16 protein-coding genes and 1 other RNA gene are annotated in these 15047 nt (G+C 76.3%); 7 read left to right on the forward strand and 10 right to left on the reverse strand.

The window, feature by feature from the left end; all coding sequences use genetic code 11:
- Positions 1-230: 230 nt before the first annotated feature.
- From WDV86_RS13160 to WDV86_RS13190, 7 genes are all read left to right on the forward strand, one after another.
- Positions 231-932: a zinc ribbon domain-containing protein gene (locus tag WDV86_RS13160; RefSeq protein ID WP_339568089.1), complete on the forward strand. Its 702-nt coding sequence runs from the start codon at positions 231-233 to the stop codon at positions 930-932.
- Positions 929-1717, forward strand: coding sequence for a reverse transcriptase-like protein (locus WDV86_RS13165; protein ID WP_339568090.1), 789 nt, complete (start codon positions 929-931; stop codon positions 1715-1717). The genes WDV86_RS13160 and WDV86_RS13165 overlap by 4 nt, the downstream gene beginning before the upstream one ends.
- Positions 1714-2172: a rhodanese-like domain-containing protein gene (locus WDV86_RS13170; RefSeq protein ID WP_339568091.1), complete on the forward strand. Its 459-nt coding sequence runs from the start codon at positions 1714-1716 to the stop codon at positions 2170-2172. The genes WDV86_RS13165 and WDV86_RS13170 overlap by 4 nt, the downstream gene beginning before the upstream one ends.
- Entirely contained in the window at positions 2169-3368 is a 1200-nt protein-coding gene (locus WDV86_RS13175; RefSeq protein ID WP_339568092.1) for an O-succinylhomoserine sulfhydrylase, read from the forward strand. The genes WDV86_RS13170 and WDV86_RS13175 overlap by 4 nt, the downstream gene beginning before the upstream one ends.
- Before the next feature lie 346 nt (positions 3369-3714).
- The gene (locus WDV86_RS13180; protein ID WP_339568093.1) at positions 3715-3879 is read left to right on the forward strand and encodes a hypothetical protein; all 165 of its coding nucleotides are present in this window, start codon (positions 3715-3717) and stop codon (positions 3877-3879) included.
- Positions 3869-4309, forward strand: a complete 441-nt coding sequence (hepT, locus tag WDV86_RS13185; protein ID WP_339568094.1) for a type VII toxin-antitoxin system HepT family RNase toxin — start codon at positions 3869-3871, stop codon at positions 4307-4309. The genes WDV86_RS13180 and hepT overlap by 11 nt, the downstream gene beginning before the upstream one ends.
- A gap of 100 nt (positions 4310-4409) precedes the next feature.
- Positions 4410-5360, forward strand: a complete 951-nt coding sequence (locus WDV86_RS13190) for a nitrilase-related carbon-nitrogen hydrolase (RefSeq protein WP_339568095.1) — start codon at positions 4410-4412, stop codon at positions 5358-5360.
- 6 nt (positions 5361-5366) lie between these two features.
- Here WDV86_RS13190 and WDV86_RS13195 read toward each other — a convergent pair whose 3' ends face one another.
- From WDV86_RS13195 to rnpB, 10 genes are all read right to left on the reverse strand, one after another.
- On the reverse strand, positions 5367-5729 hold the full coding sequence (locus WDV86_RS13195) for a cation:proton antiporter (RefSeq protein ID WP_339568096.1): 363 nt from the start codon (positions 5727-5729) through the stop codon (positions 5367-5369).
- Positions 5726-5995 (reverse strand): monovalent cation/H+ antiporter complex subunit F, encoded by a 270-nt coding sequence (locus tag WDV86_RS13200; RefSeq protein WP_339568097.1) that lies wholly within the window; start codon positions 5993-5995, stop codon positions 5726-5728. The genes WDV86_RS13195 and WDV86_RS13200 overlap by 4 nt, the downstream gene beginning before the upstream one ends.
- Before the next feature lie 205 nt (positions 5996-6200).
- A complete protein-coding gene (locus WDV86_RS13205; RefSeq protein ID WP_339568098.1) occupies positions 6201-6575 on the reverse strand; it encodes a Na+/H+ antiporter subunit E in 375 nt (124 codons plus the stop codon).
- Positions 6572-8236: a proton-conducting transporter transmembrane domain-containing protein gene (locus WDV86_RS13210; protein ID WP_339568099.1), complete on the reverse strand. Its 1665-nt coding sequence runs from the start codon at positions 8234-8236 to the stop codon at positions 6572-6574. The genes WDV86_RS13205 and WDV86_RS13210 overlap by 4 nt, the downstream gene beginning before the upstream one ends.
- Positions 8233-8625 carry a sodium:proton antiporter gene (locus WDV86_RS13215; RefSeq protein ID WP_339568100.1) on the reverse strand — a complete coding sequence of 131 codons (393 nt, stop codon included), beginning with the start codon at positions 8623-8625 and terminating at the stop codon, positions 8233-8235. Before WDV86_RS13215 ends, WDV86_RS13210 begins: the two co-directional genes overlap by 4 nt.
- Complete coding sequence (gene mbhE, locus WDV86_RS13220; protein WP_339568101.1) at positions 8622-11435, reverse strand: hydrogen gas-evolving membrane-bound hydrogenase subunit E; 2814 nt, start codon at positions 11433-11435, stop codon at positions 8622-8624. The genes WDV86_RS13215 and mbhE overlap by 4 nt, the downstream gene beginning before the upstream one ends.
- Positions 11436-11643: 208 nt before the next feature.
- Positions 11644-12876: an amidohydrolase gene (locus WDV86_RS13225; protein ID WP_339568102.1), complete on the reverse strand. Its 1233-nt coding sequence runs from the start codon at positions 12874-12876 to the stop codon at positions 11644-11646.
- A gap of 80 nt (positions 12877-12956) precedes the next feature.
- Positions 12957-13781: a YaaA family protein gene (locus WDV86_RS13230; protein WP_339568103.1), complete on the reverse strand. Its 825-nt coding sequence runs from the start codon at positions 13779-13781 to the stop codon at positions 12957-12959.
- 10 nt (positions 13782-13791) lie between these two features.
- Positions 13792-14592, reverse strand: coding sequence for a potassium channel family protein (locus WDV86_RS13235; RefSeq protein WP_339568104.1), 801 nt, complete (start codon positions 14590-14592; stop codon positions 13792-13794).
- 43 nt (positions 14593-14635) lie between these two features.
- Positions 14636-15041: RNase P RNA component class A (gene rnpB / locus WDV86_RS13240), an RNA gene on the reverse strand.
- Positions 15042-15047 lie beyond the last annotated feature (6 nt).

Consider the following 15047-nt stretch of genomic DNA (forward strand, 5'->3'; position numbering starts at 1 on the left):
TCGCCGCCCCCGCGGGGTCGAGGGGTCGACGCCGGCGACCGGACGAGAAGGAGCCACGGGCGCTCGGCGGTAGCGTGAGGCACCCGCGTCGTCCCGCCCTCATGCCCCGCGGGGAGACGGGCGCCGCGGCGGCAGTCTCACCGCGACGCCCGCCAGGGCGTCGCCGACCCGGGAGGACAGGTCCCCTGACCACCACCGCCCCTGCCCGCGACCAGCTCCGGCTGCTCGACGTGCAGGCCCTCGACACCCGCCTCGCCCAGCTGGCCCACCGGCGACGGACGCTGCCCGAGCGGGCCGTGCTCGCAGAGCGGCAGCAGCGCGTCGCCCAGCTGCAGGACGACGTCGTGCGCGCGCGCACGGCCGTGGCGGACGTCGAGCGCGAGGTCGTCCGGGCCGAGCGCGACGTCGAGCAGGTGCGCCAGCGCGCCGCGCGCAACCAGTCCCGCCTCGACTCTGGGGCCGTGGGCGCCAAGGACGCCACGGCGCTCGCCTCCGAGCTGGAGTCCCTCGCCCGGCGCCAGAGCGCGCTGGAGGAGGTCGAGCTGGAGGTCATGGAGCGCCAGGAGGCGGCGCAGGGGGCGCTCGTGGGGCTGGAGCAGCTGCTCGCCGAGGTCGACGCCGACGCCGAGCAGGCGAGGGCGGCGCTGGGCAGCGCGGTGACGGAGATCGACCGGGACGTGGCGTCGGTGCGGGCCGACCGCGAGAGCACGGCCGGTGGCGTCGTCGACGACCTCCTCGCGCTCTACGAGCGGGTGCGGGGCGAGCACGGTGGCCTGGGAGCGGCGCCGCTGCGCGCCCGACGGTGCGAGGGGTGCCGGATGGAGCAGGACACGGTGACGCTGAACCGGATTCGCGCGGCGGCCGAGGACGCCGTGCTGCGGTGCGAGGAGTGCGAGCGGATCCTCGTCCGGACCCCGGAGTCGGGGCTGTGAGCGCCTCGGTGCCACGGCGTCTCGTCGTCGAGGCCGACGGCGGGTCGCGGGGCAACCCCGGCCCGGCCGGCTACGGCGCCGTCGTGCTCGACGGGGGACCGGGCGGCCCGGTGCTGGCCGAGGTCGCCGAGGCGATCGGGCGGGCGACGAACAACGTGGCCGAGTACGGCGGGCTGCTCGCGGGGCTCCGGGCCGCGCGCGAGATCGACTCGGGGGCAAGCGTCCTGGTCCGGATGGACTCCAAGCTCGTGGTCGAGCAGATGTCGGGGCGCTGGAAGGTCAAGCACGCCGACATGCAGCGGCTCTGGCAGGAGGCGCGCGAGGTGTGGCCGCGCGCCCAGGTGCGCTACGAGTGGATCCCGCGGGCGCAGAACAGCCACGCCGACCGCCTGGCCAACGAGGCGATGGACGCCGCGGCGCAGGGGCGGGCGTGGGCGCCGAGGAGCGTCGCGTCGGGAGTGGCGACGTCGGCCGAGACCCTCTTCGGCGGCGGCGAGGCAGGTGCCGAGGAGGCCACCGACGTCGAGCCGGACGTCGAGGAGGAGCTGGGGGAGGCCGACGTGACCGCGTCGACGGCTGTGGGCGGTGCAGGGGCGCAGCCGGCGCCGACACGGCGGAAGTCCTACAAGCTGCTGACGGGCCCGGACACGAGCGACTTCTGCCAGAAGGTCTCCGACCACCTCGACGAGGGGTACGTGCTGCACGGCCCGCCCGTCATCACCCCGCTCGGGGGCGGCGAGGTGCACTGCGCGCAGGCCGTGCTGCTGCCGGAGGACCAGCGGTGAGCGCCGGCGACCGGGGCTCGTCGGGCCGGCCGCCGGCGGACGGCTCCTACGCGGGCGACGTCACGCCGCGCGAGGCGTGGGAGCTGCTGGCCGGTGACGAGCGCGCCGTCCTCGTCGACGTGCGCACCGACGCGGAGTGGGCCTACGTGGGGGTGCCCGACGTCTCCTCGCTCGGGCGTGACGTCCTCGGCGTGCAGTGGCAGCACTTCCCGACGGGCGAGCGCAACCCCACCTTCCTCGCCGAGCTGGCCGACGCGGGCGTGGGGGAGGAGACGCCCGTCGTCTTCCTGTGCCGCTCGGGGGTGCGCTCGGTCGGCGCGGCGCAGGCGGCGACGACGGCCGGGCTCGGCCCGGCCTACAACGTGCTGGACGGCTTCGAGGGCCCGACCGACGCCGAGGGCCACCGAGGCGCGTCCGGCTGGCGCGCCGACGGGCTGCCGTGGCGGCAGGGATGAGCGACACCGGCGGGGAGCCGCTGTCGCTGCGGCCCGACACCCTCGCCGTCCGAGGCGGTCTCGCCCGGTCGGGCTTCGCCGAGACGGCGGAGGCGCTGTACCTGACGTCGGGGTACGTCTACGGCTCGGCGGCCGAGGCGGAGGCGGCCTTCTCGGGCGACCTCGACCGGTTCGTCTACTCCCGCTACGGCAACCCGACGGTGGCGGTCTTCGAGGAGCGGCTGCGACTGCTGGAGGGCGCGCCGGCGTGCGTGGCGACGGCGTCCGGGATGTCGGCGGTCTTCACGGCGCTGGCGGCGCTGCTGGGCCAGGGCGACCGGGTGGTGGCGGCGCGCAGCCTGTTCGGCTCGTGCTTCGTCGTCCTCGACGAGATCCTGCCGCGCTGGGGCGTGGAGACGGTCTTCGTCGACGGCACCGACCTCGAGCAGTGGGAGGCGGCGCTGGCGGTGCCGACGACGGCGGTCTTCTTCGAGACGCCGTCGAACCCGACGCAGGAGGTCGTCGACGTCCGCCGCGTCAGCGAGATGGCGCACGCGGCCGGCGCGACGGTGGTCGTCGACAATGTCTTCGCCACCCCGGTGCTGCAGCGGCCGCTGGAGCTGGGCGCCGACGTCGTCGTCTACTCGGCGACCAAGCACATCGACGGCCAGGGCCGCACCCTGGGCGGGGCGATCCTCGGGCCGACCGAGCTGCTGACCGGCGGCGTCGAGACCCTGATCCGCCACACCGGCCCGTCGCTGTCGCCGTTCAACGCCTGGACGCTCACGAAGGGCCTGGAGACGCTGTCGATGCGGGTCGAGCGCCAGGTCGCCAGCGCCGAGCGGATCGCCCGGTGGCTGGAGGGCCAGCCGGGCGTGAGCAGCGTCGTCTACCCCTTCCTCGACAGCCACCCGCAGGCCGACCTCGCCCGCTCCCAGATGAGCGGGGGCGGCACGGTCGTGACGATGACGCTGGACGGCGGCAAGGACGCGGCCTTCCGCCTGCTCGACGGGCTGCGGGTGGTCGACATCTCCAACAACCTCGGTGACGCCAAGTCGCTCGTCACTCACCCCGCCACGACGACGCACCGCCGGCTCGGGCCGGAAGGTCGTGCGCGGGTGGGGATCACCGACGGGCTCGTGCGGTTGTCGGTGGGGCTGGAGGACGTCGAGGACCTGCTGGCCGATCTCGACGGCGGCCTGACGGCTGCGTCCTGACGCCCAGGCCCGTGCCAGGCGACCGTGCGGGCGCCTGAGACCGCGAGGGGCGAGGCCTGGGTCGTTCGCCGGCACGTCGTCGCCCGGTGGCTGGTGCCGGGGTTGCCGGACTCGCCGTCGTGGGGGAGGCGGGCGTCGGTGCGGCAGCCGTCCTCGCCGAGGCCGTCGAGGTCCTGCGCCAGCACGGCGCCGGCTTCGCCTACCTCCACGGCAGCCAGGCCGACGGCACGGCGGGCGCAGGCTCCGACGTCGACGTCGCCGCGTGGTGGCGGAGAGTCCCGCCTGCTTCGTCCGACGTGCTCCTGCCGTCGCGAGTCGACCTCCTGGTGCTCAACACCGCCCCCTGGTGCTGCGCGGACGCGTCGCAGCCCGGGGCCGGCTGCTCTTCGAGGTCGACGCCGCCGAGCGGGTCCGCTGGGAGGCCATGACCCGGAAGATCTACTCCGACGAGCTGCCGCGCCTCCGACGTGCCGACGCCGAGTTCGCGGAGGCGGTGAAGCGTGGTCGATGAGACACGTCTGCTGCGGCTGCTGAGGTCGGTGACCGACGACGTCGCCCACCTCGAGAGCGAGGCCAGCGCCGACGCCTCGCGTCGTGCTGACCCGATGTGGCTCCGCGGCGTCAAGTACACCTTCGTGACGGCGATCGAGGCATGCGTGGACGCAGCGCAGCACGTCTGCTCGGCCGAGGGCTGGGGACCGCCGTCCGACAACGGTGATGCCGTCCGTCTCCTCGGAGGTCACCAGGTGGTGCCACCTGCGGTCGCGGACGCCGTCCGCAGAGCTGTCGGCTTCCGCGACGTGCTGGTGCACGACTACGCCGTCGTGGACGACGACATGGTCGTCGGGCGCCTGCTCGACCTCTCGGACCTGCACGCCTACGTCCGTGCCGTCGCCGGGTGGTTGGAGGAGCAGCGGTCCGGCGTGGCGGACGACGGCTGACGACACGTCGTGCGTCGGAGGGGACCGTGCACGGTCACCTCCGACGCACAACTTCGGTGCGTGCGCCCGCGAGCCCCTCCGTCGGCCCTAGCGTCCGGTCATGGCCCTGCCCCGCCGGGACGTCGCCCCCGGGACCGCCCGCGTCGCCGCCCTGCAGCTGGCGCCCACGCTGCTGGACCTGCCGGGCAACGCCACCCGGAGCGCGGCGGCGATCACCGCGGCGCTCGCGGACGGCGTCGACGTCGTCGTGCTGCCCGAGCTCGTGACGAGCGGCTACGTGCTCGCCGACGTCCACGAGGCGCGGTCAGTGGCGATCCCCGCGACCTCGCCCGTGCTCGGCGGCTGGGCGGAGGCCTGCCGCGCCCGGCCGGGCGCCGTCGTCGTCGGCGGCTTCTGCGAGCTCGGCGAGGACGGGCGGCTGCACAACAGCGCCGCGGTCGTCGACGCCACCGGGGTGCGCGCCGTCTACCGCAAGGTGCACCTGTGGGACGCCGAGCGGCACCTCTTCGCGCCCGGCGACGCGCCGCCGCCCGTCGTGACGACGGCGCACGGGCGCCTCGCCCCGCTCGTCTGCTACGACCTCGGCTTCCCCGAGTGGCCCCGTACCGCCGCGCTGGACGGGGCCGACCTCCTCGCCGTGCCGACCAACTGGGCCGCCGGGTACCGGCCGCCGGGGGAGCGGCCGATGGGCCAGGTCGCGGCCATGGGTGCGGCGCGGGCCAACCACGTCGCCGTCGTGGTCGCCGACCGCGCCGGCACCGAGCGCGGCGTCGCCTGGTCCGAGGGCTCGGCGGTCGTCAGCGCTGACGGCTGGGTGCTCAGCGCCGCCGTCGTCGGCGAGGGCGTCGCGGTCGCCGACCTCGACGTGCTCGCCTCGCGCGACCGCCGTCCGGGCACGGCCGGGCACCAGTGGCTCGACCGCCGTCCCGACCTCTACGGCAGCCTCGTCGTCGCCCGGCACGCGCCCCTGCCGACGATGCGGGAGGAGGTGCCCGCCGAGCTGGTCAGCGGCGCCGTCGACGACGCGGGAGCCTCGCTCGAGGGGGCGTGAGGGGTCTCAGCCGCTCCGCGGGTGGGCGTCGTCGTCGCCCGTCGGCAGGTCGATCTCGTCGACGTGCGTGCGCTCGCTCGCCACGGCGCCGGTGAGGCGCGCCGCCTGCCCGATCTCGAAACCGGCGATCGGCACCGTGAACAGCTGCAGTCCGACGGCCACGAGCAGGGTGACGACGGCGCCAGCGGTCGGGGCGAGCACCATGCCACCGAGGAGCACGAGGACGAGCCCCAGCCCGGCGGCCTTGGCCACGGCGTTCGTGCGGGCGTAGACGTCGGGCAGCCGCACCATGCCCACCGCGGCGGCGCCGACGAGCAGCGAGCCCAGCAGCAGCAGCCCCTGCCCGAGCACGGCGACGACGACGCTCACGAGGAGCCTCCTGCGGCCCGTCCCGCGACGAGCCGCGCGAGGACGACGGTGGCGAGGAAGCCCACGAGCGTGGCGACGAGCACGAGGTCGAGGAAGGCCGGGGTGGCCAGCCGCACCGCGAGCAGCGCCACGGAGCAGACGACGACGACGAAGCCGAGGTCCACGGCGAGCACGCGGTCGGCGTCGCTCGGACCGACGACGACCCGCCACGACGCGACCAGCAGGCACAGCGCCATGACGACGAGGCAGACGTCGACGACGATCACGACCCCACCCCTCTCACGGCCGTCTCTCCGGCGCATCGACGACGACTCGCCGCCGATGCGGCCCCTCCCACGGCACTTCGACGACGAAGTGCCGGGTATGGAGGCTCCTTCACGGCACGTCGACGACTATCTGCCGGGGATGGGGGTGCTTTCACGGCTCGACGACGTCGATCTGCCGGGGAAGGGGTGCGGCGGAGGGGCGCGGTCATGACGCGGCGTCCGTCGTGGTCGCGCGGGTGCCGCGCAGGGCGGCGAGCAGGCGGGTCTCTAGCTGCTCGACGCGCTCGTGCGCGTCGGCCGCGTCGATGACGTGGACGTCGAGCAGGGGCGAGCCGCCCTCGTCGCGGCGGTCCTGGCTGCCGACCACCATCGTGCCCGGCGTCAGCCCGACGAGGGCGATGAAGGTGGCCAGCTCGACGTCCGTGCGGGCGCGGGAGCTCACCCGGATCGCCGCGGGCGAGATGGTCAGGCGCGGCGAGAGCACCGCGCCGAGCACCTGCACGTTGGCCACCAGGAACTGACCCGCGTACCAGCCGCCGAAGGCGACCAGCCCGACCGCCCGGCCCACCGGGCCCCTCACCGCGGCGGCCCTGTCACGACGGCCGCCCACGCGCCCGGGTCGGCGAGCCCGGCGGCCGCCTGGTCGGCGACGGCCAGCAGCGGCTCCGCCCCGACGCCCAGCAGGAGCGCGACGACGCCGAGCACGAGCGGCGGACCGACGAGGGCCGCCCGCGTCGCCCGGCTGGCGGCGGCGGCGGGCGCCTGCCCGTCGTCGCGGGTGCCGCGCTCGCGGCTGCCCACCCCGCCGCCGCGGCGGTCCGTGCCGCTCTCGCGGGCGTCCTCGTCCCGCTGCGCCGGTCCGGCGAGCCCCAGGCCGTCGGCGGCGCCCAGCCCGGCGGCGCGCGTGGCGAGCGGTCGGGGCGCGTCGTCGGCCGGGCCCCAGAAGACGCCGTTCCACACCTTGAGCATCGACGTCAGCGTCAGCAGGCTCACGACGACGAGGACGGCGACGGTCACGTAGGCGCCGGCGCCGACCGCTGCCGTGAGCACCTGCAGCTTGCCGACGAAGCCGGACGTCGGCGGCAGCCCCACGAGCGCCGCCGCCGAGAGCGCGAACGCCAGGGCCAGCACCGGCTCGCGGTGCGCGAGGCCGCCGAGCGAGGAGAGCTCGTCCGTCCCGTACCGCGTCTCCACGGCCCCGGACACCATGAACAGCGCCGCCTTGACGACGACGTACTGCACGAGGAAGAAGACCGAGGCCGCCAGCCCGAGCGTGGTCACCAGCCCGACCCCGGCGAGCAGGAAGCCGACCTGGCTCACCATGTGCGCCGCCAGCACCGCCCGCATGCCCTTGGAGCCGACGGCGAGTAGCACGCCGACGCTGGCGGACAGCAGCGCGACGACGAGGACGACACCGGCGACCGCCGAGCCGTCGGGCACGAGCAGCGCGTCGAGCCGGATGAGCACGACGAGGCCGGTCTTCGTCAGCAGGCCGGAGAAGATCGCCACGACGGCGGGCCCGGCGACGGCGTAGCTGCGCGGCAGCCACCCGTGCAGCGGCACCGCGCCGCACTTGAAGGCCATGGGCAGCAGGAGGAACCAGACGGCGACGTCCAGCTCGGGCGTGCGCGGCAGCTGCGCCAGCTCCCCGAGCTGCACCGTGCCCGTGCTCGCGTACACGAGCGCGACACCGGCGAGGAAGATCGTCGAGGCCAGCAGGTTGACGGCGACGTAGACCCGCGCGGCGTCCATGCGCGCGTGCGTGCGCCGTCGCCCGAGGAAGAGCAGGACGTAGCTCGGCACGAGCATGATCTCGACGAAGACGAAGAGGTTGAACAGGTCGGCCGTGAAGAGGGCGCCGTTGACGCCTGCCTGGACCACGAGGACGAGCGGCACGAGCAGCGGGGCGCGGTCCTCGCCCGTCCCGCGGGCGTGCACCAGCCCGGCCAGCACGACGACGGCGACGGCGAGGGCGACCACGGAGCCGAAGCCGTCGGCGGCCAGCGGGATGGCGACGCCGGGCACCCACCCGCCCACCTGCACGACGGTCGGCCCGTCGTCGACCGCCCGCAGCAGCAGGACCAGCGCCCCGGCGCCCTGCGCGGCGGCGGTGAGACGACCGGCCCAGCGCACCGTCCCGGACAGGTCGGGCTGGCTCGCCCCGCGCGTCAGGACGAGCACGCCCGCGACGAGCAGCGGCAGGGCGACCATGCCGATCAGCACCAGCTGGTGGACGTTCATCCGTCGCGGCCCACCTCTCCGGAGTCGCCGTGGCCGCCGACCCGGCCGGCGTCGGCGCCGGCCTGCTCCTCGACCTCGGCGTCCTCGGCGTCGTCGTCGGCTGCCGCGCCCTGGGCGCGCAGGACGCCGAGCAGCAGCAGCGTCACGGCGAAGGCGATGACGACGGCCGTGAGCGCGAAGGCCTGCGGCACCGGGTCGCCGAGCGGGACGTCGGCGACCTGGTCCAGCAGCGGGACGCCGCGCCGGTCGCCACCCGCGGAGGCGACGAGCAGCACGACCGCCGCGTGCCCGAGGAGCACGAACCCGACGATCACCCGGACCGACCCGCGGTGCAGGACGAGGTAGCTCCCGGTCCCGGCGAGCAGCGCGACGACGAAGGCGGTGGTCACGAGACCTCCTCGGGCACCGTGGTGGCCGGCCGCACGGGCGCCGGCTCCTCGTCCCCGCCCGTGCGAGGCCGCCCCCGTGACGGGGGGAGCGCCGTCGCCGCCCCGGCGTCGAGGGAGTGCACGGCGGCGACGGCGAGGGAGAGCACGAGCAGGTACACCCCGACGTCGAAGAGGACGGCGTAGCCGAGGCCGAGCGCGCCCAGCACCGGGACGTCGGTGGGCTCCAGCAGCGTGCCGCCGACCAGCAGGGGGTACAGGCCCGTGCCGAGCGCCAGGCACAGGCCCGCACCGGCGAGGACGCTCGGCGCCATCCACCGCGGGGTACGGGCGAAGGGCGCCTGGCCGCCGGCGAGGTGGCCGAGGGCGACGGCGCTGCCGAGCACGAGAGCGGCGATGAACCCCCCGCCCGGCTGGTCGTGGCCGCGCCACAGCAGCCACACGGAGATGACGAGCATGAGCGGCACGAGGACGCGCGCACCGACCCGCAGGACGACGTCCTCGCTCGCCGGCTCCGGCCCGGCCGGCCCGCGCCGCCGTCCCGCCGGGCCGCGGCCGAGCATGACGAGCCCGAGGGCGACCACGCCGACGACGACGGTCTCCAGGAAGGTGTCGAGCCCGCGGACGTCGACGAGGACGACGTTGACGGCGTTCGTGCCCCCGGTGGCGGCCTCGGCGCCCGAGAGGACGCGCTCGCCGACGGGCGACAGGTCCCCGCGCCCCGTCATCGCCCACGTCCCGGCCCCGGCGACGAGGGCGACGCCGACGGCCAGGGCGCCCGTCGGGAGGGCGCGCCGGCGCTGGGCCCGGGGGAGCCGGTCGTCACCGCCGCGCAGCGCCAGCACGACCGCCACGGCCGTGAGGACCTCCACGAGCAGCAGGGTGATGGCCACGTCGAGGGCGCCCTGCAGCAGGAACCAGCCGGCGACGAGCAGGCCGATGAGCCCGAGCGCGCAGACGAGCACGAGGGCCGAGCGGGTGCACGCGGCGACGAGGACGACGACCAGCAGCAGCCCGACGACCGCCCACTCGGCCGGCTGGCTGCCCGCCGTCCGCTCCGGCAGCGGCCCCAGCACGACGGCGGCCGGGACGGCGAGGGCGAGCACCGCGACGAGCACCCGCACGAGGTGGCCCGCCTCCGCGCCGGCGGCGTCCGGGCGTCCGAGCACCCCGGCGGTGTGCAGCAGCCCGTCGTGCCCGCGGTCGAAGAGCCGGCCCACCGACGGCGGTGACCAGGACTGCAGCACCCGGTCGACGCCGTCACGGCGCCAGAACAGCAACGACCCGAGGGCGATGGTGAGCGCAGACAGGCCCAGCTCGGGGGAGAGGCCGTGCCAGAAGTAGACCTCCGGGGCGTCGGCCCCCGGCAGCGCGTCGGCGGTCGCGGCCGCGACCACGGGGTCAGCGAGGGAGACGGCGGGACCGGCGACCAGCCCCACCAGCGCCGCGAGGGCGGCCGGGGCCAGGAAGGCCGTCGGCGGCTCGTGCAGGTCGGGGTGGGAGGGCTCGCCGCCGCCGAAGGCGCCGTGGACGATGCGCAGCGCGTAGGCGAAGGTCAGCGCGGACGCCGCGACGGCGGTCAGCGCGGCGACCGGGCCGACCCACGGCGCCAGGTCCACCGAGAGGAAGCCCTGGAACAGGTACTCCTTGCTGACGAAGCCCAGCAGCGGCGGCACCCCGGCCATCGAGAGGGCCGCGACCGCCGTCGCCAGCGCCGTCCTCGGCATCACGTGGCGCAGGCCCGCGAGGTCACGGACGTCGCGCCCACCGGTCTCGTGGTCGACGATGCCGACGAGCATGAACAGCGTCGCCTTGAACAGGGCGTGGGCGGCGGTGTGCAGCAGCGCGGCGGCCAGCGCGGTCGGCGTCCCCACGCCGATGGCCGCGACGAGCAGGCCCAGCTGGCTGACGGTGGAGTAGGCGAGGACGCCCTTGAGGTCGTGCTCGCGTAGGGCCAGCAGCGCGCCGAGGACGGCGGTGGTGAGACCGAGGACGAGCAGCGCGGCGGTCCAGGCGGGCTGGCCGCCGTACACGGGGCTGACCCGCACGAGCAGGTAGATGCCGGCCTTCACCATCGTCGCCGCGTGCAGGTAGGCGCTGACCGGCGTCATCGCGACCATGGCGCCTGGCAGCCAGAAGTGCAGCGGCATCTGCGCCGACTTCGTCGCGGCCGCGACCACGAGCAGGACGGCGACCCACGGGGCGAGCGGCGAGCCGAGGACCAGCGCCGGGTCCGCGGTGATGGTCGAGATCCGCGAGGTCCCGGTGGCGGCGACGAGCAGCACGACCGCGGCGAGCAGCGCCAGGCCGCCGGTGACGGTCACGAGCAGCGCTCGTCGGGCCGGCGCGGCGGCGTCGGCGCCGGCGGTCGAGAGGAGGACGAAGGAGCAGAGCGTCGTCAGCTCCCAGCCGACGTACAGCAGGGCCAGGTCGTCGGCGAGCACGAGCAGGCACATCGACGCGGCGAAGACGACGAGCAGCGCCGGGACGGGGCCGCGGGCCTCCTCGTCGTCGAGGTAGCTGGCGCAGTAGGCCAGCACGAGCGCCCCGACGACGAGGGCGACCATCACGAAGACGAGCGACGTGCCGTCCAGCCGCAGCGCGGCCTCGACGCCGAGGCTGGGCAGCCAGGCGCGCGAGACCTCGACGGGGGTGCCGGCGAGGACGCCCGGCGCGAGGACGGCGACGCCGGCGGCCGCGACCGCGAAGCCGGTGGCGAGCACCCAGCCGACCTGGCGCCCGAGCAGCCGTCCGAGGAGCGGGGCGGCGGCGGCCAGCAGGCCCAGCCCGGCGAGGAGGGCGACGAGCGCCACCTACGACCCCCGCGGGCGGTAGTCGGCCGGGCGGTGGTCGGCGAGGCGGTGGTCGGCCGGGCGGGGCGCGGGTGCGGCGTCCAGCACGTCGGCCTCCCGGCGCTCGGTCGAGATGTCGGCGGACCTGGTGGCCGCGTCGCCGTCATCGTCGCAGGGGCTAGGGGCGGCCCTGCCGGAGGGGCCTGCGTCATCGCCGCCCAGCGCGCCGTCAGGCGGCGGCCTCCACGCCCAGCCAGGCCATGACGGCGGCGTGGGCGGCGGTGACGCCGGTCGTCAGCGTCGGCTCCAGCGCGGGCGCGAAGTGCGGGGAGTGGTTGACCGGCACCGGCTCCGGCCCGTCGACGACGGCGTCGGGCATGCCGCCGAAGAACCAGTAGACGCCGGGCACGCCGACCGACTCGGGCAGGAAGCCGAAGTCCTCGCTGCCCATCCGGGGCGGGCAGGCGCGGACCCGGTCTGCGCCGAGCGCCCCGGTGAGCGCCGCCGTCACCGTGGCGGTGGCGCCGGGGTCGTTGGTCGTGAGGGGGAAGGTGTAGAGCTCCTCGACCTTAGGCGGCGGTGCCCCCGACGCCAGCGCCTCGGCGTCGAGCACCCGGCGGACGGCGGCCAGCACGCCAGCGCGCACGTCCTCGTCGAGCGAGCGCACGTTGACCGTGAAGACCGCCTCGCTGGGGATGATGTTCTCCTTCAGCCCGGCGTGGAAGCTGCCCACCGTGACGACGGCGGCGGCCTGCGGCGCCACCTCGCGGGAGACGACCGACTGCAGCCGCACGACCATGTGCGCGGCGAGGACGACGGGGTCGGTGCTCGTGTGCGGCTGCGAGCCGTGCCCGCCGCGCCCGTGCACCGTCACCCTCCAGGCGTCGGCCATCGCCATCGCCGGCCCGGTCGAGACCTCGACCGTGCCCGCCCGCCCCGACCACACGTGCTGGCCGAGGACGACCTGCGGGCGGGGGACGTGCTCCCACAGCCCGTCGGCGACCATCGCCCGCGCCCCGGCACCGGTCTCCTCGCCGGGCTGCAGCAGCAGCACGAAGGTGCCCGCCCAGGCCGACCGGTCGCGCGCGAGCAGCGCTGCCAGCCCGATCGCGCTCGTCATGTGCGTGTCGTGCCCGCACGCGTGCATGACGGGCACGTCGCTGCCGTCGGGCAGGACGCCGCGGGCGGTGCTCGCGTAGTCGACGCCGCTGTCCTCGGCGACGGGCAGCCCGTCGGTGTCGGCGCGGAAGGCCACGACCGGCCCGGGGCCGTTCTCCAGCACCGCGACGACGCCGGTGCCGCCGACGGTGCGGGCGGTCAGGCCCAGCGCCTCGACCCGCTCGGTGAGCAGCCGCGCCGTCGCGTGCTCGGCCATCGACAGCTCGGGCGCGGCGTGCAGCGTGCGGTAGAGGTCGTGCAGGTCGGCGCGCAGGGCGTCGTCGACGAGCGGGGTACCGGTCACGGGTCCTCCTGGGGTCCTGCGGGCGGGAGCGGTGGGCGGGCGGGAGAGTGCAGGGCGGGGCCGGCGGGCGTGGGGCCGGGTCAGCGCAGGACGACGTCGAGCCCTCGGCGGCCGTCACGACCGGGTTCGCCGAGCTCGACGGCGACGTCGTCCGCGCCGCGCACCGACGCCGCGGTCGCCGCCCGTACCAGCGGCGGCAGGGCGGCGGCGAGCAGCTGGCAGCACTCCTGCGGGGTCGTCGGCTCGCCCGGCTCGAGGACGAGCGCCCGGGCGACGAGGCCGCGCGTGTGCTTGGCCATGTGGGAGACGACCGACCGCCGGCCGTCCACCTCGCGGAGCACGCGGACGGCGACGGTGCGGGTCGCCGCTGCGCCGCGCGGGCTCCACGCGGCGGCGTAGTCGCCCGAGCGGCAGTCGACGACGAGCCCCTCGGCGGCGACCGGGTCGAGCGCCGCGCGCAGCGGCTCGCGCCACACCGACGCCAGGCGCTCGTGCTCGGGCAGCCGCACGCCCATGGCGAGCCGGTAGGCGGGCACCCGGTCGGCCAGGCGCAGGACGCCCCAGGCGGCGGACGCGACGAGCAGGCGCCGCCCGGCCCGGGCATGGGCGTCGTCGTCGAGGGAGGCGAGGTCGAGCGCGTCGAAGAGGACGCCGGTGTAGAGGTCGGCGACAGGGGTGGCGGGCTCGGTGCGCCAGCGGGTGGTGCGCTCGGCCTCGCCGCGGAGCTGGTCGCTGCCGGCGCCCAGCGCCTCGCGGCCCGCCTGCGTGCGGGCCAGGCGTGCCGTGGCGCCGAGGACGCTGCGGCGGGTCGCCGTCAGGGCGGGGAAGGAGAGGGCGCGCAGGTCGACCGGCTGGCCGTCCTGCGCGGGGGTCTTGCCCTGCGAGGGCGGCAGCAGCACGAGCACGCGGCGGAGCCTACGAACTCCCGCGGCGGTCGCCGCCGTCCTCGGGCGCCTCGGTGCGGGCCGGCACCGCGGCCTGCCCGGGGCCGCGCCCGGCCAGCTCGGCCCGCAGCGCCGCGACCTGCGCGGCGAGCGCGGCGACGTCGGCGCGGGTGGCCGGCGGCTCCTCCTCGTCCTCCTCCTGGCGCACCTTGTCGACGAGCCAGGAGGCGAGCGAGGCGGTCACGCTGCCCAGGAGCGCCACGCCGGTGATCATGAGGCCGACGGCGATGGCGCGGCCCTCGTCGGTCACGGGCGTGATGTCGCCGTAGCCGACGGTGGACACCGTGACGACCGACCACCACAGCGCGTCGGCGTAGCCCTCGATCTGGGCCCCGGGCGCGCCCCGCTCGGCGTCCAGCGCCGCGAGGGCGGCGACCGCGACGACCAGGACGCTGGCACCGGCGATGTAGACCGCCACGCGCCCGCGCAGGCTGCTCGCCGCGTGCCGGTTGAGCACGACGAGGAGCGTCACGAGCCGCAGCAGCCGCAGCGGGCGCAGCAGCGGCAGGGCGACGACGGCGAGGTCGAGCAGGTGGGTGCGCACGAAGCGCCACCGTCGCTCGGCCAGCGTCAGCCGGACGACGTAGTCGACGAGGAAGACCCCCCAGACGACCCACCCGGCGGCCGTCAGGGCCGACGCGAGCGTCGGCGACAGCGCGGTGTCGAGGATCGGGACGGCGTAGGCGGCGATGAACACCAGCGCGGCACCGGTGAGCGGCCACTCGGCGCGCTCCTCCCACCGACGCCGCCGCGCGTCGTCCGCCACGCCCATGCCAGGCAGGCTAGGCGGCGACCGGTCGGGGGAGCGCGAGGTGCGGACGAGCGGGTCTGTACGCCGGGTTCTGTCCCCCGCCGCCGTCACCGGCGCTGGCGAGGGGGCGACCATCCATCTCGGGCGTACGTCGCCGCACGCCTCCAGCGACCTACCCGGCAGCTCGGGCGGGCCGCCCTCGAGCGCTGCCTGTCTGGTCTTGCTCCGGGTGGGGTTTGCCGAGCCACCCCCGTCACCGGGGGTGCTGGTGGTCTCTTGCACCACCCTTTCACCCTTACCCCGCGGGCCGTCCGAGGACGGCCGCGAGGCGGTCTTCTCTCTGTGGCACTGTCCCGCGGGTCACCCCGGGTGGGCGTTACCCACCACCCTGCCCTGCGGAGCCCGGACGTTCCTCGGCGCCGGCCGCCCCGCGAGGAGGTGACCGGCGACGCGGCCGCCCGACCCGCTCGTCCGCG

The organism is Pseudokineococcus sp. 1T1Z-3 (assembly GCF_037482365.1).
Lineage (GTDB): Bacteria > Actinomycetota > Actinomycetes > Actinomycetales > Quadrisphaeraceae > Pseudokineococcus.